The sequence below is a fragment of the Streptomyces sp. NPDC060035 genome (assembly GCF_042736635.1).
GTDB lineage: Bacteria > Actinomycetota > Actinomycetes > Streptomycetales > Streptomycetaceae > Streptomyces.
In genome coordinates this window covers 379,223-403,000 of sequence record NZ_JBHWVO010000004.1, presented here as the reverse complement: position 1 = coordinate 403,000, position 23,778 = coordinate 379,223, and the positions used below count along the sequence as shown (strand labels likewise).

8 protein-coding genes are annotated in these 23,778 nt (G+C 70.2%); 6 read left to right on the top strand and 2 right to left on the bottom strand.

Features of this window, described 5'->3' with window-relative positions; all coding sequences use genetic code 11:
* Nucleotides 1-16 precede the first annotated feature (16 nt).
* The 4 genes from ACFWBQ_RS08945 (at nt 17) to ACFWBQ_RS08930 (ending at nt 18,771) form a co-directional block, all read left to right on the top strand.
* Nucleotides 17-5,617, top strand: coding sequence for an SDR family NAD(P)-dependent oxidoreductase (locus tag ACFWBQ_RS08945; RefSeq protein WP_385485658.1), 5,601 nt, complete (start codon nt 17-19; stop codon nt 5,615-5,617).
* A gap of 9 nt (nt 5,618-5,626) precedes the next feature.
* Nucleotides 5,627-12,205 carry a type I polyketide synthase gene (locus tag ACFWBQ_RS08940; protein ID WP_385485656.1) on the top strand — a complete coding sequence of 2,193 codons (6,579 nt, stop codon included), beginning with the start codon at nt 5,627-5,629 and terminating at the stop codon, nt 12,203-12,205.
* A 1-nt stretch (nt 12,206) separates the two neighbouring features.
* Complete coding sequence (locus ACFWBQ_RS08935; RefSeq protein WP_385485654.1) at nt 12,207-15,326, top strand: type I polyketide synthase; 3,120 nt, start codon at nt 12,207-12,209, stop codon at nt 15,324-15,326.
* A 121-nt stretch (nt 15,327-15,447) separates the two neighbouring features.
* Entirely contained in the window at nt 15,448-18,771 is a 3,324-nt protein-coding gene (locus ACFWBQ_RS08930; RefSeq protein ID WP_385485652.1) for an amino acid adenylation domain-containing protein, read from the top strand.
* 309 nt (nt 18,772-19,080) lie between these two features.
* On the opposite strand, the gene ACFWBQ_RS08925 is transcribed toward ACFWBQ_RS08930, so the two are convergent.
* Nucleotides 19,081-19,308: a hypothetical protein gene (locus ACFWBQ_RS08925; protein WP_385485650.1), complete on the bottom strand. Its 228-nt coding sequence runs from the start codon at nt 19,306-19,308 to the stop codon at nt 19,081-19,083.
* Between the two features lie 671 nt (nt 19,309-19,979).
* Here ACFWBQ_RS08925 and ACFWBQ_RS08920 point away from each other — a divergent pair.
* Together ACFWBQ_RS08920 and ACFWBQ_RS08915 are read left to right on the top strand one after the other, a co-directional pair.
* Complete coding sequence (locus tag ACFWBQ_RS08920) at nt 19,980-21,326, top strand: lysine N(6)-hydroxylase/L-ornithine N(5)-oxygenase family protein (RefSeq protein WP_385485648.1); 1,347 nt, start codon at nt 19,980-19,982, stop codon at nt 21,324-21,326.
* 466 nt (nt 21,327-21,792) lie between these two features.
* Entirely contained in the window at nt 21,793-22,563 is a 771-nt protein-coding gene (locus ACFWBQ_RS08915; RefSeq protein WP_385485646.1) for a thioesterase II family protein, read from the top strand.
* 450 nt (nt 22,564-23,013) lie between these two features.
* Here the strand turns inward: ACFWBQ_RS08915 and ACFWBQ_RS08910 are convergent, their stop codons facing one another.
* Nucleotides 23,014-23,562, bottom strand: coding sequence for a hypothetical protein (locus ACFWBQ_RS08910; protein ID WP_385485644.1), 549 nt, complete (start codon nt 23,560-23,562; stop codon nt 23,014-23,016).
* Between the last annotated feature and the right edge of the window lie 216 nt (nt 23,563-23,778).

Below are 23,778 nucleotides of genomic sequence, written 5' to 3'. Positions count from 1 at the left end.
CGTTGGGGAGTTCCTGGTGGAGGATGTCGACAAGCTCCGGTCCTACTTGCGACGTGCCGTCGACGATGCTCAGGCGCTGCGCGAGCGGGTGCGTGAGCTGGAGGAGTCCGCTCGCGAGCCCATCGCAGTCGTGGGTGTGGGATGTCGCTTCCCGGGTGGGGTGACGTCCCCCGAAGGGCTGTGGGACGTGGTGTCCGGCGGTGTGGACGCGATGGGCGACTTCCCGCGGGACCGCGGGTGGGACGTGGAGGCGCTGTACGACCCGGATCCCGAGGCGCACGGGAGGACGTACACGCGCTCGGGCGGATTCCTGCCCGATCTCGCGGAGTTCGACGCGGCGTTCTTCGGGATCAGCCCGCGCGAGGCGCTGGCGATGGATCCGCAGCAGCGGTTGATGCTGGAGACGTCGTGGGAGGCGCTGGAACGGGCGGGTATCGACCCGGCCGGATTGCGGGGTTCGGCGACCGCGGTGTTCACCGGGATCTACGGGGTCGACTACGGCCCGCGGCTGGGCGGCGGGGCAGCCGGCGAGGTGGAGGGATTCGCCATCGCGGGGACGTACACCAGTGTGGCCTCGGGCCGGGTGGCCTACGTGCTGGGCCTGGAGGGACCGGCGGTGTCGACCGACACCGCGTGTTCGTCGTCGCTGGTCGCCGTCCACCAGGCCGTGCACTCCCTGCGCTCCGGGGAGTGCACGTTGGCGCTGGCCGGTGGGGTGGCGGCGATGCCGACGCCGGGGATGTTCGTGGAGGTCGCCCGGCAGCGGGGTCTGTCGGCCGACGGGCGGTGCAAGTCGTTCTCGGAGGCGGCCGACGGAACCGGCTGGGGCGAGGGCGCGGGCGTGCTGGTGCTGGAGCGGTTGTCGGACGCGCGGCGCAACGGACGTCGGATCCGGGCGGTGATCCGGGGCTCGGCGATCAACCAGGACGGGGCGTCCAACGGGTTGACCGCGCCGAACGAACTGGCGCAGCGGCGGGTCATCCGAGCAGCCCTGGCCGATGCCGGGCTGTCGCTCGGCGAGGTGGACGCGGTGGAGGCGCACGGGACCGGCACGAAGCTGGGTGACCCCATCGAGGCGGAGGCGCTGCTGGCCACCTACGGGCAGGACCGGGACCCCGGCAGCCCGCTGTGGCTGGGCTCGCTGAAGTCGAACATCGGCCACACGCAGGCGGCCGCGGGCGTCGGCGGGATCATCAAGATGATCATGGCGATGCGCCACGGTGTGCTGCCCAGGACGCTGCACGTGGACCGCCCGACCCCGCACGTCGACTGGTCGGCCGGGGCGGTGGAACTGCTGACCGAGGCCCGGGAGTGGCCCAGCACACCCGGGCGCCCCCGGCGCGCGGGCGTGTCGTCCTTCGGGGTCAGCGGCACGAACGCGCACCTCATTCTCGAGGAGGCACCCGAGGCGGAGGAGGCCGTGGCTCGTCCGGCCGTGGACTCCTCCACCGGTCCGGTGTCCACCGGTGTCCCCGGGGCGGTGCCGTGGGTGCTGTCGGGGCGGTCGGCCGAGGCGCTGCGGGAGCAGGCACTGCGGCTGCGGGACAGGGTGGCCGCGGACCCGGACCTGCCGGTCACGGGCGTGGGGTATGCGCTGGTGGCGACGCGATCGCTGTTCGAGCACCGACAGGTGGTGATCGGTGCGGACCGTGACGAGCTGCTCGCCGGCCTGGCCGCCGTGGCCGGGGGGGCCAGGAATCCCACCGGTGTGGTTTCCGGCGTCGCGAAGCCCGTGGGCAGGACGGTGTTCGTGTTCCCCGGCCAGGGGTGGCAGTGGGTGGGGATGGGGCGGGAGCTGTGGGAGTCGAGCCCGGTCTTCGCCGAGCAGATGCGCGCGTGCGCGGAGGCGCTGGAGCCGTGGGTGTCCTGGTCGTTGATCGACACCGTGTGCGGGGGGCCGGAGGCGGCGGACCTGGATCGGATCGACGTCGTCCAGCCCGTGCTGTTCGCGGTGATGGTGTCGCTGGCGCGGGTGTGGCGTTCGCTGGGGGTGACACCGGACGCGGTGATCGGCCACTCCCAGGGCGAGATCGCCGCGGCCTGCGCGGCGGGCGCCCTGACACTCCCGGACGCGGCCAAGATCGTGGCCCTGCGGTCCCGGCTGCTGGCCACGTCCACCCAGGACGGCGGCATGGCCGGGATCGTGGCGGCCGAGGACCGGGTGCGCGAGTTGCTGGGGCCGTGGGAGTCCCGGGTCGCGATCGCCGCGGTCAACGGACCGTACTCGACGACCGTCTCGGGTGAGGCCTCGGCGGTCAGGGAGCTGGTCGCGCACTGCGCATCCCAGGGCGTTCGCGCGCGCTGGATCCCGGCGAGCGTTCCCGGGCACTCGCCGCTGATGGACCAGTTCGAGGACCGGCTCCGGGACGAGCTGGGCCCGATCACACCCGTGTCCTCGCCGGTGGCGTTCTACTCGACGGTGACAGGTGGGCTGATCGACACCACGGAGCTGGACGCGGCCTACTGGTTCCGCAACATGCGGGAACCGGTCCAGTTCGAAGCGACCATGAGGCGCCTCCTCGAACAGGGGCACGGCGCGTTCATCGAGGTCAGCCCCCACCCGCTGCTCACGATCAACATCCAGGAGATGCTCGACGCCACCCCCGGGGCCGACGGCGTGGTGGTGGGTTCGCTGCGCCGCGGCGACGGCGGGCTCGCCCGGTTGTACCGGTCGGTGGCCGAGGCCTTCGTGGCGGGCGTCGCGGTGTCGTGGGAGGCGGTGTTCCCGGGCGGGGACGGCCGGTGGGTCGAGTTGCCCACGTACGCCTTCCAGCGCCGGCGCTACTGGCTGCACACGCCCAACGAGACCACCTCCGGGAGCACGTCGGACCACCCGCTGCTCGATGCCGTGATCGATCTGCCCGATGACGGGGAGCGCGGCGGAGTGGTGGGCAGCGGGCGCCTGTCGCTGGAGCGCCACCCGTGGCTCGCCGACCACGTCGTCCACGGCGCCGTCGTGGTGCCGGGAGCCGTGCTGGTGGAGCTGGCGGTGTGGGCCGCACGCAAGGTGGGGTGCGACGTCGTCGACGAACTCACGCTGGATACACCGCTGGTGCTGTCCCGGACAGCCGGTCGCGAGATCCGCGTCGTGGTCGACGGCAAGCGGGTGATCAGCGTGCACTCACGGGGTGAGGGCGAACCCGAGTGGACGCGGAACGCCGTCGGGGCCGTCGGGTCCGACACCCGGGGAACCCGTACGGAGGAGGACCTTGTCGCGTGGCCTCCCGCGGGCGCGGTCGGCGTGCCCTTCGAGGACGAGTACGTCAGGTTGTCCGCCCTCGGGTTCGCCCACGGGCCCCTGTTCCGCGGGCTGAAGGAGGTGTGGCGCCGCGACGACACCCTGTTCGCGGAGGTGGAGCTGCCCGCGCTCGACGGTCCGGATCCGGGCCGGTTCCGGATCCACCCGGCGCTGCTCCACGCCGCGCTGCTCCCGATCGGCCTGGGGCCGATCGCCGACGACTCCCGGTCCGAGGGGCGGCTGCCGTACCGCTGGACGGGGATCCGCGTGAACTCCGCCGAGCCGACCGTGCTGCGCGTCCGTCTCGCTCCCGCGGGGGAGAACGCGCTGTCCGTGGCCGTCGCGGACCGGAACGGAGCACCTGTCGGCGGCGTCGAGACGCTGACCCTGCGGCCCGTGGACGTCGGGAAACTGACCGAGCTGAGCTTCGACCACCGGGACTCGCTGTTCCAGGTGGACTGGGTCCCTCTCCCGGTCCCGCCCGGGGCGGGACCGGGCCGGTACGCGGTGCTGGGAGCGCCCGACGCGGTCACCACATCCCTGGGACAGGGCGGAGCGGTCTTCGCCGACCTCGGCACACTCGCCGCCTCCGGCCAGGCGATTCCCCCTGTCGTCATCGCCGCCGTCGATCGGGCGGACGCGGGCGTCGGCGACACCCCCGCCGTCGTCGAGCGGAACCTCCACCGTGTGCTGCGGTGGACGCAGGGCTGGCTTTCCGACGAACGGTTCTCCGACTCGCGCCTGGTCCTCGTGACGCGGGAGGCGATCCGCGACGACCGGACTCCCCGCACCGATCCCGCGGCAGCCGCGATCTGGGGATTCGTGCGCACCGCGCAGACCGAGAACCCGGGCCGGTTCATGCTCGTGGACACGGACGACCATCCCGGTTCGTGGGCGGGCATCCCGGCGGCCGCCGCAACCGGAGATCCCCAGCTCAAGATCCGGGCCGGCATCGTGACCACCCCACAACTGGCCCACGTCCCCGGCGCGTCCGCCGGTCGCGGCTCCCTCGGCGAGGTGGAGGACGGTCCCGGTCTCGGGTCCGGGACGGTGCTGATCACGGGGGGTACCAGCGGCCTGGGGGCGATGCTGGCCCGGCACCTCGTGGAACGGCACGGGGTGCGCCGGCTGGTGCTGACCAGCAGGCGAGGGCCGGCGGCTCCGGCGGCTGCAGGGCTGCGGGAGGAGCTGACCGCGGCAGGGGCGCAGGCCGAGATCGTGGCGTGCGATGTCACGAACCGTCGGTCCGTCGCCGAGCTGGTCGCCGCGGTGGGGGACGAGCACCCGCTGACGGCGGTGATCCACTGCGCGGCCACCCTGGACGACGGGGTCGTCGAGGCGCTGACCGAGGACCGTGTGGACGCGGTGCTTGCGCCGAAGGCGCACGGCGCCTGGCACCTGCACGAGCTGACCAGACACCTGGACCTGTCCGCGTTCGTGCTGTTCTCCTCGATCGCGAGTGTGCTCGGGACGGCGGGGCAGGCCAACTACGCGGCGGCCAACGCATTCCTCAACGGGCTGGCGGAGGCCCGCCGCGCCGAGGGGCTGGCTGCCAGCGCGCTGTGCTGGGGCTACTGGGCGGAACGCAGTGAGCTGGGCGCCGACCTCGGTGAGGCGGACATCGTGCGCCTGCAACGGCAGGGCGTGCAGCCGATGGCGTCGCACGAGGGGCTCGCGCTCTTCGACGCGGCGATCTCGCGGGACGAGCCGGTCCTGGTGCCGGCACGTCTGAACCTCTCGGCGCTGGGCGCGCGGCAGGCCGGCCGAGCGGGTTCGCCGCTCCTGCGCGGTCTGATCGGGACGCCTGCCGGCTCCGGCGGACCGGGGAGCCGGGAGGTCACCGACGTCGGAATCGCGCAGCAGGTCAGATCGCTGCCGCGGGCCGACGCGGAGGCGTTGCTGCTCGATGCCGTTCGGTCGCAGACCGCGATCGTCCTCGGCCACCCCGACACCGGGCGGGTCGGTCCCGCTGTGGCGTTCAAGGACCTCGGGATCGACTCGCTCATGGCGCTGGAGCTGCGGAACAAGCTGGCGGCGGTGACGGGGCTGAAGCTGCCCGCCACGCTCGCGTTCGACTACCCGAACCCGAGCACCCTCGCGGAGTTCCTGAACGCGGGCATCACTCCCGACTCCGGTCGTGACCCGGAACCTCCGGCCGACCGCCTGACCAAGGAGATCGAGGGACTGGGCGCCCGGCTGGAGGACGCGTTCCTCGAACTCGCGGACGAGGACAAGGCCACCATTTCCACGCTGCTCGGCGAGCTGCAGGGCCGGGTGCGTTCGATGGTGGGCGATGGATCACCGGTTGGCATCGTCGACCAGATCAGTTCGGCGTCAGCGGGAGAGCTTCTCTCGCTGCTGGACAAAGAGCTCGGCTAGGAGACACCGATGACGGACGACAACAACGCCGATGTTCTTGACTACCTCAAGCGGACATCGATCGAGCTGATCGAAACACGTAAGCGTTTGAACAAGCTGACGGACGCTGCTGCCGAGCCCATCGCGGTCGTGGGCGTCGCCTGCCGTTTCCCGGGCGGGGTGGCGTCCCCGGAGGAGCTGTGGGAGCTGGTGCGGGCGGGCGGGGACGCGGTGTCGGACTTCCCGGACGATCGCCACTGGGACCTGGAGGGTCTGTACGACCCGGATCCGGACCGGCCCAATTCCTGCTACTCGCGCTCCGGCGGGTTCCTGCACGACGCGGGTGACTTCGACGCCGAGTTCTTCGGGATCAACCCGCGCGAGGCGCTGGCCGCCGACCCGCAGCACCGGTTGCTGCTCGAGACCTCGTGGGAGTCCTTGGAACGAGCCGGTATCGACCCGCAGACCCTGCACGGCAGCGACACCGGTGTCTTCGCCGGTCTGGCGTACTTCGGGTACGGGAACCACTCCTTCACCCCCGAGACCATCTCGGGCTACGGGCAGACCGGTTCCCTGTTGAGTGTGGCGTCCGGGCGCGTGGCGTACGCGCTGGGCCTGGAGGGCCCGGCGGTGTCGACCGACACCGCGTGCTCGTCGTCGCTGGTGGCGGTGCACCAGGCGGTGCAGTCGCTGCGACAGGGCGAGTGCACGCTGGCCCTGGCCGGGGGCGTCACCGTCATGGGGACGACGCAGGTGTTCCGGGAGATGTCGCGGAACCGGGGCCTGGCGGTGGACGGCCGGTGCAAGGCATTCGCCGACGCGGCGGACGGCACCGGCTTCTCCGAGGGCGTCGGGCTCCTGGTCCTTGAGCGGTTGTCGGACGCGCGGCGCAACGGGCGTCGGATCCGGGCGGTGATCCGGGGCTCGGCGATCAACCAGGACGGGGCGTCCAACGGGTTGACCGCGCCGAACGGGCCGGCGCAGCAGCGGGTGATCCGGGCGGCGTTGGCGAACGCTCGGGTGCAGGCGAGCGACGTGGACGTGATGGAGGCCCATGGGACCGGTACGACACTGGGCGATCCGATCGAGGCGCAGGCGGTCCTGGCCACCTACGGGCAGGACCGGGACTCCGGCAGCCCGCTGTGGCTCGGGTCGTTGAAGTCGAACATCGGCCACGCGCAGGCGGCCGCGGGCGTCGGCGGGATCATCAAGATGATCATGGCGATGCGCCACGGGGTGATGCCCAGGACGTTGCACGTGGACCGGCCGACGACGCATGTGGACTGGTCGGCCGGGGCGGTGGAGCTGCTGACCGAGGCCAGGGAGTGGCCGAGCGCCCCGGGGCGGCCACGCCGGGCGGGCGTGTCCGCCTTCGGGGCCAGCGGCACCAACGCGCACCTGATCCTGGAGGAGGCGCCCGAGGACGAGCCGGTGCCCGACACTGCCGATCAAGTGGCGGGCAGCGCAGTCGGGCTGGTGCCCTGGGTCGTGTCGGCGCGGTCGGAGGGCGCGCTGCGGGCACAGGCGGAGAAGCTGCGCGACTTCGCCGCCGCCGATGCGGACCTGGATGTCGTCGACGTCGGGTGGTCGTTGGTGTCCGGCCGGACGCGGTTCGGGCATCGTGCGGTGGTGCTGGGCCGTGATCGGGACGAGTTGCTGAGCGGTCTGGCGTCGGTGAGTGACGGCGCGGAGTCGGCCGGGGTGGTGCGCGGTGTCGCCGGGGACCTCGGTGGAACGGTCTTCATGTTCCCGGGGCAGGGATCGCAGTGGGTCGGTGTGGCGCGGCAGTTGTACGACGCCTTCCCCGTCTTCGCGCAGAGCCTCGACGAGGTCTGCGCACGCTTCGACACACATCTGCCCTACGCGTTGAAGCCCCTGCTCCTCTCCGACGCGCCCGAGGAAGCCCGGGCCCGGCGAACCGACGTCGCGCAGCCGGCGTTGTTCGCCCTGCAGGTCAGCCTGTACCGGCTCCTGGTGCATCACTGCGGACAGCCGAACCATCTGATCGGTCACTCGGTCGGCGAGATCGCCGCCGCCCACGTGTCCGGCGCCATCGACCTGGACGACGCGACCAGGCTCGTGGCCGCCCGCGGGCGGGTCATGCAGACGGTCACCGAGCGGGGCGCCATGCTGTCGGTGCGCGCCTCGGAGGACGAGGTGACCGCTCGGCTCGGCCTGTACGACCGCGTCGGTATCGCCGCCGTCAACGGCCCGGAATCGGTGGTGGTCTCGGGCAACCGCGACGAGGTCGTCGAACTCCGGGAACGGCTCGTCGCCGACGGCACGTCGGCGAAGCTGCTCGAAGTCGACCACGCGTTCCACTCCCCGCTCATGGACCCGATCCTGGACGAGTTCGCGGGATCGATCGGCGAGCTCACCGCGGGCCGCATGTCGATCCCGGTCGTCTCCTCCAGGCTGGGCCGCGAGGCCACGCTCGAGGAGTTGACGTCCGTCGCGCACTGGGTGGACCACGTCCGCGATCCCGTCCGCTTCTTCACCGCGGTGGAGTGCGCCCGTGCGGCCGGTGCGAACGTCTTCCTCGAAGTGGGGCCGGGGTCGACCCTCGCGAGCATCACCAAAGAGGCGTTCGCCGCCGTGGGCGTGGACGACGCGGTGGTCCTGTCGTCGTCGCGGCGGAACCGCGGGGCGGTGGAGACGCTGGTCGGCTCGTTGGCCCAGCTCCACGTACGGGGTGGGGCCGTGGACTGGGGTGCCCTGTTCGGGGCGCGCCGGTCTGTGGACCTTCCGACCTACGCGTTCCAGCGACAGCGGTACTGGCTGGACTTCCTGGCCGGGACGGGTACGGCGGACGTGGCCTCGGCCGGTCTTTCGGCTCCGGAGCACCCGCTGCTGGGCGCCGTGGTCGACCACCCCGGCACCGACGAGGTGGTGTTCACCGACCTGTGGTCGCTGCGGACCCACGGCTGGCTCGCCGATCACGCCGTGTTCGGCGAGGTGGTCGTACCGGCGACGGCCTACCTGGACCTGGCGCTGTCGGTGGGCGACTTCGTCGGGTGTGCCGCGATCGAGGAACTCTCCTTGGAAGTTCCCCTGATCCTTCCCGGCTCGGGCGACGTGCAGGTACGGGTCGTCGTCGGTGCGGCGGACGAGAGGGGACACCGCTCCCTGGACGTGTACGCGCGTCCCGGCGAAGACGGCCGGACGATGGGCGGCTGGACCCGCCACGCGACGGGGAGCCTGTCACCGGACGCACCGCGGGCGACCGCGGGGCGCAATGACGCGCCATCACTTGCTGTGTGGCCACCGGTCGGGGCGAGGCGGCTCGACATCGGCGGTCTCTACGACTCCTTCGCGGACGCGGGTTTCGACTACGGTCCGGCATTTCGCGGGCTGCGAGAAGTGTGGCAGCGGGGTGATGACCTCTTCGCGACGGCCACGCTGCCGACGACCGCCGACGGTTCGGACGACGGCGGGTTCGCCCTGCATCCGGCACTGATCGACTCCGTACTGCACGCGGTGGTGGCCGGCGGTGTCCTCGAGGTGACGGGCGACCAGGGGTGGATGCCCTTCTCGTGGTCCGGGGTGGAACAGGTCGCTGAGTGCGGCTCGACCGTGAAGATCCGGGTCTTCCCGGCCGGCGACGGCGTCGTGTCGGTTGCGGTCGCCGACGAGCACGGCCGCGAGATCGCTCGCATCGGGGCGTTGACGTTCCGGCCGGCGAGTGCCGAGCAGGTGCGCGCGGTCGGCGGCGGGCACGAGCGCTCGCTGTTCGAACTGGAATGGCGACCTGTCCAGCAGAGCAAGCGGGAAAACCACCCTGGGCACTGGGGCGTTCTCGGTGCGAAGAACGGCCTGGCCTCTCGACTCTCCGACGTGGGTGACGAGAGTGCCGTGTTCCACGAGTCCATGGGCGATGTCCTCCTGGGGGAGGCACCCCAGTACATCGTCCTGTGCCTGGACGACTTCGTCGCCACCGACTCCGATCTGTTCGCCGTGGTCGGCGGCGCGGACACGCTCGTGCTGGACCGGGTCCAGCAATTCCTCGCCGAGGAGCGGCTCGCCGGATCCACGCTGGTGGTTCTCACCCGCCTGGCCTTCGACACCGGTCGAGGGGAGAGCGTCGAAAGCCTCCCCGGCGCTTCCGTGTGGGGCTTGATCCGGTCGGCGCAGACAGAGCACCCCGGCAGGTTCCGGCTGGTGGACGTCGACGACGAGGAAACATCCTGGGCGCGCCTCCCGGACGCGCTCGCCCTCGGTGAGGATCAACTGGCCCTGCGCGACGGTGCGTACCTCGTTCCCCGCATGACGCCGACCTCACCCGCGAACAACCGGATCGAGCCCCCGGCGGTCGGCGCTCACCGGCTGGGCATCCCGAGCAAGGGGACGCTGGAGAACCTGACATGGGTTCCCTGCCCCGAGGTGGAAGAGCCCCTCACGAGCGGGCAGGTTCGCCTCTCCGTCCACGCCGCGGGGCTCAACTTCCGAGACGTCACGATCGCCCTGGGGCTGGTGGACAGGACAGCCATCGATGCGGGGATCGGCAGTGAGGGCGCCGGAACCGTGCTGGAGGTGGCGGACGACGTGACACGTCTTTCGCCGGGCGACCGGGTGATGGGCATCTTCTCCGGCGCCTTCGGACGCGTGGCCGTGGCGGATCACCGCATGCTCATGCCCATCCCCGACGGGTGGAGCTACGCCGAGGCGGCGTCCGTGCCGGGCGCTTACCTCACCGCCTACTACGCCCTTTTCCACGTGAAGAAGCTCGAGAAGGGGCAACGGATTCTCATCCACGCCGCGGCAGGCGGTGTCGGGATGGCCGCCGTTCAACTGGCGAAGCACGTCGGTGCAGAGATATACGGCACCGCGAGCCCGGCCAAGTGGCCCACCCTGCGAGGCCTGGGACTGGATGACGAGCACCTGGCATCGTCGCGGGATCTGGAGTTCGCGGAAAGGTTCCTGGATTCCTCGGGCGGTCGCGGTGTGGATGTCGTTCTGAACTCCCTCGCGCACAAGTTCGTCGACGCCTCGCTGACGCTGCTCCCCGACGGCGGGGGCTTCATCGAGATGGGGAAGACGGATATCCGCGATCCCCAGCAGGTGGCAGCCGATCACCCCGGAGTCGACTACCAGGCCTTCGACCTCTACGAGGCAGGCCCGGACCTGATCAACGAGATGTTCCGCGCTGTCATGGAACTGTTCGCCGACGGACGGGTGCGCCCGAACCCGATCTCCGTCCGGAACATCCGCGACGCGCGCACAGCATTCCGTGAGATGAGCCAGGGCCGTCACATCGGGAAGCTGGTCTTCGAGATGGGCGACGGCTTCGGCGGTGGGACCGTGCTGGTCACCGGCGGGACCGGGGGAGTGGGTGCGCTGGTGGCGCGGCACCTGGTCATCGAACACGGTGTGCGGAGCCTGGTGCTGGCGAGCCGTCGGGGCATGGCGGCCGACGGGGCTCCCGAGCTGGTCTCGGACCTGGAAGGGGCAGGGGCGCTCGTCAGGGTCGTGGAATGCGATGTCGCGGACCGCGATGCCGTGGCGGAGGTGCTCGCGGACATGCCCCCCGCGTACCCGCTGACGGCGGTCATGCACGCGGCGGGTGTGCTGGCGGACGGCACTGTCGAGTCGCTGACCGCAACGAGCCTCGACCGCGTGTTGCGCGCCAAGGCCGGCGGTGCGGTCAACCTGCACGAGCTGACCAGGGAACACACCCTGACGGCGTTCATCCTGTTCTCCGCCCTTGCGGGCACGCTCGGCACCGGAGGGCAGGCCAACTATGCAGCGGCGAACGGGTTCCTGGACGGTCTGGCGGCGCAGCGCAGGGCGTCCGGTCTGGTCGGCACCTCGCTGTGCTGGGGCTGGTGGGAGCAGAGCAGCGGCATGACCGAGGACCTGGACGAGGCCGACCTCTCGCGGGTCCGGCGGCTGGGCGTCGCCGCGATGCCGACACCGGAGGCGCTGGCCCTGTTCGACTCGGCCTGCGCGATCAACAAGCCCGTGCTCATCCCGGCTCGGCTGGACGTCTCCGCACTGCGGAACAAGGCCGGTGACGAGCTGCCGCTCCTCCTGCGCGGCCTCGTCGACGGCGGTCGTCCACTCCGCACCAGGGCGAGCACGACCAGGGACGGCGGTCCCCCCGGCCTGCCCGCCAGGCTGGCCACCCTGTCGGAGGGCGAGGGCGAGACAGCCGTCCTTGACTGGGTCCGCGACCAGGTCGCCATCGTGCTCGGACACCCGTCCAGCGCGGCCGTCGACGCCGACCAGGCGTTCACCAAGATCGGATTCGACTCGCTGACCTCGGTCGAACTGTGCAACCGCCTGGCTTCCTCGACCGGACTGCGCCTGGCATCCACCCTGGTCTTCAGCTACCCGACACCCCGCGAGCTGGGACAACACCTGTCCGGCCTGCTGCGTCCGGCAGCGCGGACAAGCTCGGCCGAGGACGCGGAGATCCGAGAAGTGCTGCGGAATGTCTCGATCGACAGCCTGCGGAGCGCGGGCGTCCTGGAGCTGGTTCTGGCGTGCGCCAACCCGCCCCGGTCGGACGCCGACGTGCAGGTGACGGACGCGGACACCGGTTCGGACGAACTGGCGGACATGGACCTGGAAGCACTGGTCGACCTGGTTCTGGATGAGAAGGGTAAGTGACATGGACAACTCCGCGGATCGCACAGCGGACGGCGCGGACCGGGTCCAGCGGGCGCTCCGCACGCTGTTGGAGGAACGTGACCGCCTCCGGCAGGAGAACGACGCCCTGAAAGCCGGCCGCGTCGAGCCGATCGCCGTGGTGGCGATGTCGTGCCGCTACCCAGGAGGTGTGGCGTCGCCCGAGGAACTGTGGGACATGGTCCGCGGCGGCGTGGACGCCGTGGACGAGTTCCCGGCGGACCGCGGGTGGCGGGATGTGTACGACCCGGATCCCGACAAGGTCGGCAGCTCGTACGTGCGTCACGGAGGATTCCTGACGGACGTCGCCGACTTCGACGCGGACTTCTTCGGCATCAGCCCGCGTGAGGCGTTGGCGATCGATCCGCAGCAGCGCCTGTTGCTGCAGACGTCGTGGGAGGCCTTCGAGCGGGCAGGCATCGTTCCCGCCGGTGTGCGCGGGACCGACGTCGGCGTCTTCACCGGGGTGAGCTCGACCGAGTACGGCTGGCGCTTCCTGGAGGGGAGCAACAACGAGCTGGAGGGCTACCTGATGCACGGGAGCGCGCTGAGCGTCGCGTCCGGCCGGGTGGCGTACGAGCTGGGGCTGACCGGGCCGACGGTGTCAGTGGACACGGCGTGTTCGTCGTCGCTGGTGGCCCTGCACCTGGCGGTGCAGTCGCTGCGTGCGGGGGAGTGCTCGCTCGCACTGGCAAGCGGGGCGTTGGTGATGTCGACGCCCGCGATCTTCGTGGAGTTCTCCCGGCAGGGCGGTCTGTCGGCCGATGGCCGGTGCAAGTCCTTCGCGGACGGTGCCGATGGGACCGGCTGGGCCGAGGGGGTGGGTGTGCTGCTCCTTGAGCGGTTGTCCGACGCCCGCCGCAACGGCCACCCGGTGCTCGCTGTCGTCCGCGGTACCGCGGTGAACCAGGACGGGGCCAGCAACGGGTTGACCGCTCCCAACGGCCGCGCCCAGGAGAAGGTGATCCGGCAGGCACTGGCGAACGCGGGGGTCGCGGCCTCCGAGGTGGACGCGGTCGAGGCCCACGGCACCGGCACCGTGCTGGGGGACCCCATCGAGGCAGGCGCACTGCTGGCGACCTACGGGCAGGAACGGGCCGAGGGCAGGCCGCTCTGGCTGGGGTCCATGAAGTCGAACATCGGCCACGCCCAGGCCGCCGCCGGGGTCGCCGGGGTCATCAAGATGGTGATGGCCATGCGCAACGGCTTCCTGCCGAAGACCTTGCACGTGGACACGCCCTCCCAGCACGTGGACTGGTCGTCCGGTACGGTCGAACTGCTGGTGGAGGGACGGGAGTGGACCCGGGCGGACGGTCCGCGGCGGGCCGGGGTGTCGTCGTTCGGAGTCAGCGGCACCAACACGCATGTGATCCTGGAAGAGGAACCGCCGCTGGAGCGGACGGACGAGCGCGGTCCGGGCTCCGGCGTTGTCGGCGGGCTCGTGCCGTGGGTGGTGTCGGGCAGGAGCGCGGCGGCCGTGGAGCGGCAGGCGGGCAAGCTGCGCGACTTCGCCGCTGCCGATCCGGGTGTGGATGTCGCAGACGTCGGTTGGTCGTTGGTGTCGAGCCGTTCGCGGTTCGAGCACCGTGCGGTGGTGCTGGGGCGCGGTCGGGACGAGTTGCTGAGCGGTCTGGAGTCACTGAGGGACGGCGCGGAGTCCGCCGAGGTGGTGCGCGGTGTCGCCGGGAACCTCGGTGGTGTTGTCTTCATGTTTCCCGGGCAGGGGTCGCAGTGGGCCGGTATGGGCCGGCAGTTCTACGACACCTTCCCCGTCTTCGCACAGAGCCTCGACGCGTGCGCGGCCGCCCTGTCCGAGTGGGTCGACTGGTCGCTGCTCGATGTGGTGCGCGGCGTGGAGGGGGCGCCGGCACTGGACCGGGTGGATGTGGTTCAGCCGGCGCTGTTCTCCGTGATGGTGTCCACTGCCGCCCTGTGGCGGTCCTGGGGTGTGGAACCGGCCGCGGTGGTGGGACACAGCCAGGGCGAGATAGCCGCCGCCTACGTATGCGGTGCGTTGTCGTTGAGGGACGCCACCAAGATCGTGGCGCTCCGCAGCAAGGCCCTGGTGGATCTGATCGGTCACGGCGGGATGGCATCGGTCGCGGAGTCCGCGGATGTCGTGGCGGAACGTCTCGCTCCGTGGAACGACCGGGTGAGCGTCGCCGTTGTCAACGGACCCCGCTCCGTGGTGGTGTCCGGGGAACCGGACGCACTCGACGAGTTCGTCGAGAAAATGAAGGCCGAAGGTGTCCAGGCCCGGAGAATATCGGTTGACTACGCCTCCCATTCACACCAGGTGACCCGGGTCCGTGGCCAGGTGATCGAACCGTTGACCGACGTGAGCCCGAAAACGTCGACTCTGCCCTTCTACTCGACCCTGTACGGCGAAGTCATCGATACCGCAGAGCTGAACGGCGAGTACTGGTACAAGAATCTGCGCGAGAAGGTTCGCTTCGAATCGTCCGTCCGGCGGTTGGTCGACGACGGATTCCGGGTCTTCATCGAGATGAGCCCGCACCCCGTTCTGACTGTCCCGGTGCAGGAGATGGTCGAGGAAGTGGACGACGCGGTGGTCCTGTCGTCGTCCCGCCGGGATCGCAGGGAAGTGGAGGCCGTGGTCGGCTCGCTGGCCCAACTGCACGTCCGGGGCGGGTCCGTGGACTGGGACGCCCTGTTCGGGACGCGTCGGCGGTTGGACCTTCCGACGTACGCGTTCCAGCGGCAGCGGTACTGGCTGAATTCCTCGCACACAGCGGTGGCGGCGGAGGCGCCCTCGACAGAGCTGCCCGCAGACGAAAATCACGTCGTCCCCCTGTCGGAGAGGATCGCCACCCTCCCCGCCGGTGACGCGGAGGCAGTCGTGCTGGACCACGTCCTCGAGAAGGTCGCCGTCGTGCTCGGACATGCCTCCGGTGAGAGCATCGACCCCGACCAGGAGTTCAAGGACATCGGATTCGACTCGCTGCTGTCGGTGGAGCTGAGCAAGCGCCTGGCAGCGTCGACCGGACTCAAGCTGAGGGCGAATCTGGTGCTGCGGCACCCGTCGGCGAGACTGATCGCCGGGCACATCATGTCCTCGATGCCCCCACGCGATCCGCAGTGATCTCACCCCTTCCTCGGTGCCTTTCCCACCCGTGGGGTCGTCCCGCCGGCGGGACACCGCAAGCTCGACCGCGGCCTGTCCCGCCCGGCACCTCGGTGTCTTGATCGGCTGATTCACTTCCGTGAGGGTGGAGGTGATCTGTGAATTCCTCCTGTTCCCGGGCCTGTTTGTTGAGGGGTTGATCCGTGTGGGTTCCTTCGGTGCGTCGTCTGCGCACAAAGGGTTGTGGCTGGCGCAGAAAATGTCTCCCGATGCGCTGAACCACGCGCTGACCATGTGGGATGTGGACGGTGAGCTGGATGCGGCGGTCATGGAATCCGCGTTCCTGCATGTGATGGGCGAGGCGGAAGTGCTGCGCGTCAACTTCGTCGACGACGGCAGCGGACTGCGGCTCGTGCCCCGGGAACTGGGGGACTGGCGGCCGTTCTTCCTGGATCTCGGCGCCGAGGCCGATCCCGAGCAGGCGGCGCGCGAAGCGCTGGCCGACATGGTGCGGCAGCCGTTCGACCTGGAGCGGGATCTGCTGTTCCGGCTGGGTGTGGTCAGACTCGGGGCGGCCCGCTCTCTCGTGGTGCTCGCCTACCACCACCTCATATCGGACGGGTACGGCGCGGGTGGCCTGCTGTCCCGACGCCTCGCCGAGGTGTACACGGCGCTGGTGCGGGGGGCTGAGGTAGCGGAGTTGACGCACCCGTGGGATGCCGAGTCGTTCGCGAACGAGGGGACGGAATACCTCGCCTCCCAGAAGTTCACCGACGACACGGAGTTCTGGCGCGACTACCTGAAGGATGCGCCCGCACCCGCACAGGCTCCGCGCGTCGTCCTGTCCGACTCGATGCGGTCCGCGCTCCTGGAACCGATGAGCAGTGCCGACCGCTGGTCGGAGGTGGCCGACGCCATCGGCATGGTGAGCCGGACGCTGACCGTTCCGCGTGCCGAGGCGGACGCGTGGACCGAGGCCGCGAAGTCCATGGGTGTGTGGATGTCGTCGCTGGTGACCGCGGCCGCGGCGGTGTTCTTCCGGCACCGCTGCGATCGTCCGGAGTTCCTCCTCTCGCTGGCCGTGGGCAATCGGGTCGGGGTGGCGAGCAGGACGCCCGGTCTGGCGGTGAACGTGGTGCCGGTGCGCGTGGGGGTTCCGCTCAGTGCGACCTTCACCGAGATCGCCGACGCGGTGGTCGACGAGACGTACGAGATCTTCGGTCACACCGACTGCCACTACTCGGACATCCAGCGCGCGAGCGGAACCGTCCTGAGCGGTCGCGGCAGTTTCGGTGCCGTCATGAACGTCGTCGAGTTCGTGGAGCAACTCCACTTCGCCGACCACCCGGCGCGCTACTTCCCCGCGACGACCGGGGTCTTCGACGAACTGTCGATCGGCGTCTGCACCGACGGGAGCGCCGACAGCGACTTGTTCGTCCGGCTCGACGCCCCGGCGGGCCTGTACTCCCGCGCGGAGCTGCGCTTCATCGGCGCGGAGCTGATCGAGTACATCCGTGCCGTGGTAGCCGCCCATGAGCAGCCGGTCGGTGCGCTGGACGTGGTGAGCGGTGTCGAGCGGGACCGGGTGCTGACGGCGCCGAACGACACACGGGTGCCGGTGCCGGAGTTGACGGTTCCGGAGTTGTTCGCCCGCCAGGTGGAGCGGGCTCCCGACGCCGTCGCGGTGGTGTCCGGGGACTCGGCGGTCTCGTACCGGGAGCTGGATGAGCGGTCGAGCCGCCTGGCCGAGGCGTTGCGACGTCGGCAGGTCGGACCCGAGACGGTCGTGGCGGTGGCGCTGCCTCGATCGGTGGATCTGGTCGTCGCCCTGCTGGGAGTGGTGAAGGCGGGCGGAGCCTACCTGCCGATCGACCCGGCCTTCCCGGTGGAGCGGATCAGGCCGGTGGTCAGCGATTCCTCGGTGCGCGCACTGCTCACCGACGCGGTGACAGCCGGAGCGCTCTCCGCCGCTCTGGACGTGCCGGCGATTCTGTTCGACGACCTCCGGTCGGACGCCGACGACGACAGCGACGGGGTGCGGGAGGTTCCGTTCCCGTCGCATCAGGACAACCTGCTGGCCGTGATGTACGGCTCTGGATCGACCGGTGCGGCTACGGGCGTCGCTGTGACACACCGGAACATGGAGCGGTTCGTCATGGACCGCCACTGGCGGGAAGGCGGCCACAGCACCGTTCTGTGGCACGCGCCGCACACCTCCGATGCGCTCGCCCTCGAAGTCTGGGTGCCTCTGCTGAACGGCGGCCGGGTGGTCGTGGCTCCTCCGGGGGAGCTGGACGTCGATGCGCTGCCCGAGCTGCGAGCAGCGAACCAGATCTCCACGGTGTGGCTGCCCGCGGGCCTGTTCTCGGCGATCGCGGCAGAACGTCCCGAGTGCGTTGCCGGGTTGCGCGAGGTGTGGACCGGTGGAGACCGCGTGTCCGAGGCCGCGGTCCGACGGGTGCGGGAGGCCTGCCCCGAGCTGACGATCGTCAACGGTCACGGTCCGACGGAAGCGACCGTGTTCGCCGCGTCCCACCGCCTGGCTGCGGACGAACCGGTGCACCACGCAGGCGTGTTCGGCCGCCCGATGGACAACACCGCCCTCTATGCGCTGGGGCCCGGGTTGGCGCCGGTCCCCGTCGGTGTGACCGGAGAGCTGTATGTGGCCGGGCCCGGCGTGACGCGTGGCTATCCCGGGCGACCCGGGCAGACCGCGGAGCGGTTCGTGCCGTGTCCGTTCGGTCCGGCCGGCGCTCTCATGTACCGGACCGGTGACCGGGTGCGGTGGGGTGCCGGTGGCCGGCTCGAGTACGTGGGCCGGGCCGACGCCCAGGCGCACGTACGTGGTGTCCGGGTCGAGTCGGCCGAGGTCGAAGAGGTGCTGTCCGAGCACCCCGGGCTGGCACAGTCCGTGGTGGTGGCCGGTAAGGACGACTCCGGGCAGCAGCGGCTGGTGGCCTATGTGGTCCCGGTGGGCAGTCGGGTCGCCGACGGCGCAGGCACCCTTGACCTCCGGGCCGGCCTGTCGGGTGAGGAGCTGGGCCGGTTCGCCGCGGGGCGGCTGCCGGAGTTCATGGTGCCGTCGGCGTTCGTGGTGCTGGAACGTCTGCCGGTGACGGCCAACGGGAGGGTGGACCGGGCGTCGCTGCCGGAGCCCGAGTTCGGTGACGGGACGTACCGGGCACCGCGCAACCGCACCGAGCGGGTTCTGGCCGAGGCGTTCGCCGACGTGCTCGGGCTGGACCGGGTGGGCATCGACGAGGACTTCTTCGACATCGGTGGCAACTCGCTGCGGGCGATCAGGCTGGTCGGCCTGATCAGGGCGGAGCTGAACCAAGAGGTGTCCATCCGCACGTTGTTCGCGGCGCGCACCATCACCGGTTTGTCGGACATGTGGAAGGACCTCGCCCAGTCGAGCAGGCCGGCCCTGCGCAAGAGGACGAAGGACGGCGAAGTCCTCTGAGCGTCGTCCGTCGCTCAGCCGCGGTGTCTGCGGGGTAGGACTGCCCGGATGGCGTCGAGGCCTTCGCCGCAGAGCTGTTCGCCGAAGTGGGTTCGGGGGATCGGGAGTTCCTGGGCGCCCATGGTCCAGGTTTCGCGGATTCGGGTTGCTGGGGAGACGAGGACCGCGTCGATGGTGGGGGGTGTCGGGCGAGCCGGCGGCCTGCGGCGGAGGCTCACGGCGGTCTCGCCCGGCCGGGGGCGATGGTGGTCGGGGACGCCGTCCAGCCAGGCTGCCAGGTGGCGTACTCGGGGTCGTCATCCCGCCGGGTTAGGGGTGGGGGCGGATGCTGCTCTGGGCAACCGCAAGAACTCCCGCCGGGCGGCCGCGGAGGGACTGGGCCGCGGGCGTGGAATGCAGCACCGAGAACTCCCGGCGCAGGCCGTCGAGCACCGCCGATCGGGCCTGGTCGGCCTGCGGCGACGCCAGTGGGCGGTACTTCAGCACCATCGCGCCCACCGGCGGACGTGCTGGGCCACCACGTCGCTGCTCGTACACGACACCTCGCCCAGGCCCGGGCGCCCGGTCCGCCACCGCTACGGCCGGCCACTCCGGGGCACCTGAACCGGGCACCGGCTCCGTCGTGCCGTTCGGCAGGAGGTACACCGAGCGTCCTCCCCGGCGTCGGCTGCCGAGGCGCTCGGGGTGGGGCCAGGAGAAGAAGGGCTCCGGAGATCGTCATTCCATTCCGCGGTCGTCCCGGGATTCTGAATGACGGGCAGGCAGGGGCGAACGGGCCGTCAGCCGACGATCCGTTGTTCACCGGCAGAGCCAGGGGAATCCGGCCCGTCAGGTCGGCCATTCCACATTCCGTCTGCCTCGTGACAATGAGGGGAAACGGAACGTCGGGTCTCCATCCCCTTCGGTGTCTCCGTTCGGCTGTGGCAGCGCGGCAAGCACAAGCCGGCAGGTGGCACGGGGGAGACCTTACGTGTGTATTCGTGTCCCGCCGGCGGGACGCGAATGAACGGCCCCACGGATGCGCCGACAGATCCTTGCGCGTCGGCCGAGTCCGGCGGTCTTGAATGGTTCATCGTGCCGGTCTACGTTGGCGGCGCGGCCGATGGAAATTCAAGCCCGCCCGGACGTGGGTACTTCCTGGAGCGGAAGATTGCCGGTCGAAGATGCGAATAGCGCATCGCACAGCCATGCCAGCGGGAGAATCTTCTATGAGTGATCGTGAACACGAGATCTACGATGTGGTCGGCATTGGGTTCGGTCCGTCAAACCTGTCGCTCGCCATCGCCCTGGAAGAGTACCGGGCGAATGGTCTGGAGAATGAGGTCAGCGCACTCTTCTTGGAGCGCCAGTCCTCCTTCGGCTGGCACCGCAACATGCTGTTGCCGTCGGCGACCATGCAGATATCCTTTGTCAAGGACCTGGTCACCTTCCGCAATCCGACGTCGAGTTTCAGCTTCATCTCGTTCCTGCACGCGTCGGGGCGGCTCCCGCAGTTCGTCAACAACCAGGACTTCTTCCCCACGCGCCAGGAGTTCCACCAGTACCTCGAGTGGGCGCAGGCACGGGTGGCCGATCGCGTCGAGTACGGCTCGGAAGTGACGTCGATCCGGCTGCCGCAGGGCGCCCTTCCGGAGCAGTCGGACCGTCTGCGGCTGGAGGTGGCGGATGCCACGGGCCGGGTCAGCCGCGTGGTCGAGGCACGGAACGTGGTGATCTCGACGGGCCTGGTCCCGAGCATGCCCGAGGGTACCGAGAGTGACGAACGGGTATGGCACAGCTCCGAGTTCCTGGAGAAGTACCGCCGGATGAACCCCGGGGAACTGCGTCGGGTGGCGGTGGTCGGTGCGGGCCAGAGCGCCGCCGAGATCACCAGGTTTCTGTACGACGAGCTTCCGCACGCCCAGGTGGTGTCGGTCATCCCGTCCTACGGCTACTCCGTCGCGGACGACACCCCCTTCGCCAATCAGATCTTCGACCCCGGGGCCGTCGACCACTACTACTTCGGCACCGAGCAGACGCGGGAGGCGTTCTGGCGGTACCACCGCAACACGAACTACTCGGTCGTCGACGACGAGGTGATCCGGGATCTGTACCGCCGGGCGTACGACGACGACGTACGAGGTGTCAGACGCCTTGAGTTCCTCAATCTGACGAGGGTCACCGGTGTGAAGCGCGCCGGCGCCGAGACCCGCGTCTCACTGCAGGTGGGGCCGGACGGCGAGGTGCGCGAACTCGACTTCGACGCACTCGTCTGCGCGACCGGGTACAACACGATGAAGCCCACGAAACTGCTCGGCGATCTCGACCGTCACTGCCTGCGCGACGAGGCGGGCAACTACCAGGTGGAACGGGACTACGGCGTCGTCACAGCCCCTGAAATGCGGTGCGGCATCTACCTTCAGGGTGGAACCGAGCACACCCACGGCCTGACCTCCTCGCTGCTGTCGAACATCGCTGTACGAAGCGGCGAGATCGCCGACTCGATCGTCGCCCGGCGTACGGGGCATAACACCGAGCGCGCAATCCCCGCGGAGGTCGGAGGCGCCATCCGCTGAACGCCCGCAGGACAAAAGGCGGGACCGGTGCTGTGCCCGTGACATCCGGTCCCGCCCGCGTTTGCTCCCTGTCCGCACCCCCCGCCGACGGCCAGGGTCCCGGAGCCGGTTGACGGCCGTCAGGCGTCGCGATTCCGACTTCCTGGACGTGCACGGACTTTCCCGGGACGTTCGAGGTCCGGAGCCCGTCGAGTATCGTCGTGCACTGCACGGACAATTCCTTCGGGTCCGACTCCGCCTCGTCGGGACCGTCCGAGCGGAGATCTCCGGTGTGAAGAAGTAGCGATCGACCGGAGATTTGGAGCAAGGCTCGGCCGGGCGGGCCCATATTCCGGGCATCGGAGGGCGCGGCGCCGGACAATTCCATGATCGCGAAGAATATCCGGTAGGCCGGGATACGCCTAGGTATTTTCACCGATCGCACTGATCGCTCCATGTGTCCGGCGTGCGGAAAGGGGATTCTGGGATGAGAAGTCCGACGGAGGAGCAGTGGGTACGCCGCTTCCGTGATGACGACAGATGTGGGACGAAACTGGTCTGCTTCCCCCATGCCGGCGGCTGGGCGAACGCATACCGCACCTGGCCTCAGGGACTGCCTTCGGATATCGGCGTGCTCGCCGTCCAGTACCCGGGCCGGGACGACCGGCTCGGCGATCCGTTCCCGTCCGGGCTGGAAGCCCTCGCGGATGACATAGCCGACGCGCTGGGCGAGCTGACGCGGCATCGGCTGGTGCTGTTCGGTCACAGCATGGGGGCTTCGGTGGCGCATGAGGTGGCGCTGCGCTTCCAGGAACGCGGGTGTCCGCCGGCCGCCTTGTGCGTGTCCGGCAGACGTCCGCCGCACGCGCTGAACGGCCAGCGGCAACTCTTCGGCACGGACGAGGAGATCGTCGCGGATGTCCTGCGCTTCGACCGGAGCCGTGCCCCGGTCTTTGCGGACCCTGACCTGCGGGAGGTCCTGCTCCCTGCGATCCGCGCGGACTACCGGTCGGTGGACGACTATCGCGGTGGCCGCCGGCCTCCGCTCGACTGCCCCGTGTACGGCTACACCGGTAACGACGATTCCGAGGTGACCCCGGAGCAGATGCGCGGTTGGGCGGACATGACGCACGACGCCTTCCGGCTCCGGGTGCTGCCCGGTGGGCATTTCTACCTCAGAGCCGAGGAGGCCGCGCTACTGGCGGACATGAGGGATGTGCTGGGCCGCATCAAGTACCGTTCGGAGGCTGCTTCATGAGGCGTGCGACAGACCAGATCCTCTCTTGTCGGGCCGCTCCCGGTACAGCCTGAGCTCGTGAGTGCGCAGGGTCCGCTTCACCGATTGCGACGGGCAGCGCTGTCTCGGCCTCACCTCCCAATTCGTCTTCACCACCCTTGGCCCCGGCGACCGAAGGTGACGGCCGCCGTCGTCGAACAGGCGCAGCGGCTGTAACCGTGACGCCCCGGTTCTGGAACCGCACGCGGTCGGAGGCGGCACGGCTTGTCGCCGAACGGGCGGCCCGGACACCTGAACCGGGTCCCCTTCACGGACGGACGCGGCCGCCGTTCGTGAGCGCCCGGCCAACTGCCGACGTGCGCCGCCGCGGTGGCGACGCCGGCGGTGATGGCGCAGGAGGGCATCGTCGTGGCACGGTCCATGGCCCTTCATCGCGGTGAACCACATTTTGCGTGGGTCCGCCGCGCACGATCACCGGAGGGCGAGGCGAAGGCGGTGCTGTCCCACCTGGACGATGTCCTCGAAGAGGCCGCCACGTGGTGAGTTCCCGACCTGCTCAACGGCGCGCGGACCGGGTGCGCTGATGCCCGTCCGCGCGTACGCAGCACGGACGGGTGTTCTCGGGCAGTCCCTCGGGGTACGTGGCGAACCTCTGTTCTCGAGCGGTCTGCCGGCGACGACACCCTGGCCACTGCCCCCGGGCGCGTTGCGATCGCCCTTCTCGGCTACGTCGGGGCACTGGCTCAGTACAATCCGCTCGTGGACAGACTCGGGCGGGAGTTCGCGGCGCTCGCTCGGATCGACAGTGAGGATGTCGGTGCGCCGGTAGCGCGACTGGAGCCGGCGATCCGACTCACGTTGTCCGACGCGCCGGTAGCCGCTGCGGACGAAATCAACCGAGACCTCGCCCCAGGCTCCGTCGACGTTCGTTTCCGTGGACGCGAACCGCACGTCGTCGTGATGCCACCGTCGCACGTCGAACGCCGAGGAAGGTGCCGCAGCACGCATCAACGTGCGCATGTCCGAGCACCGACCGAAGGTGGCCATCGAGCAAGCCGCAGGCCGCGAAGGGGCGTTCGTCGGCCGCGAGGTGGGGACAGGCGGCCTCCGCCGTGGTGCAGCAGGACCGCGCTCCCTGCACCGCCGATCGGCGCGGCAAACGACGCCGGCACCGCTGCACCGCCTGGGTGCGCTGAACCGACCCGACCGCTCTCTCACGTGTCCCGACGCGCAGGG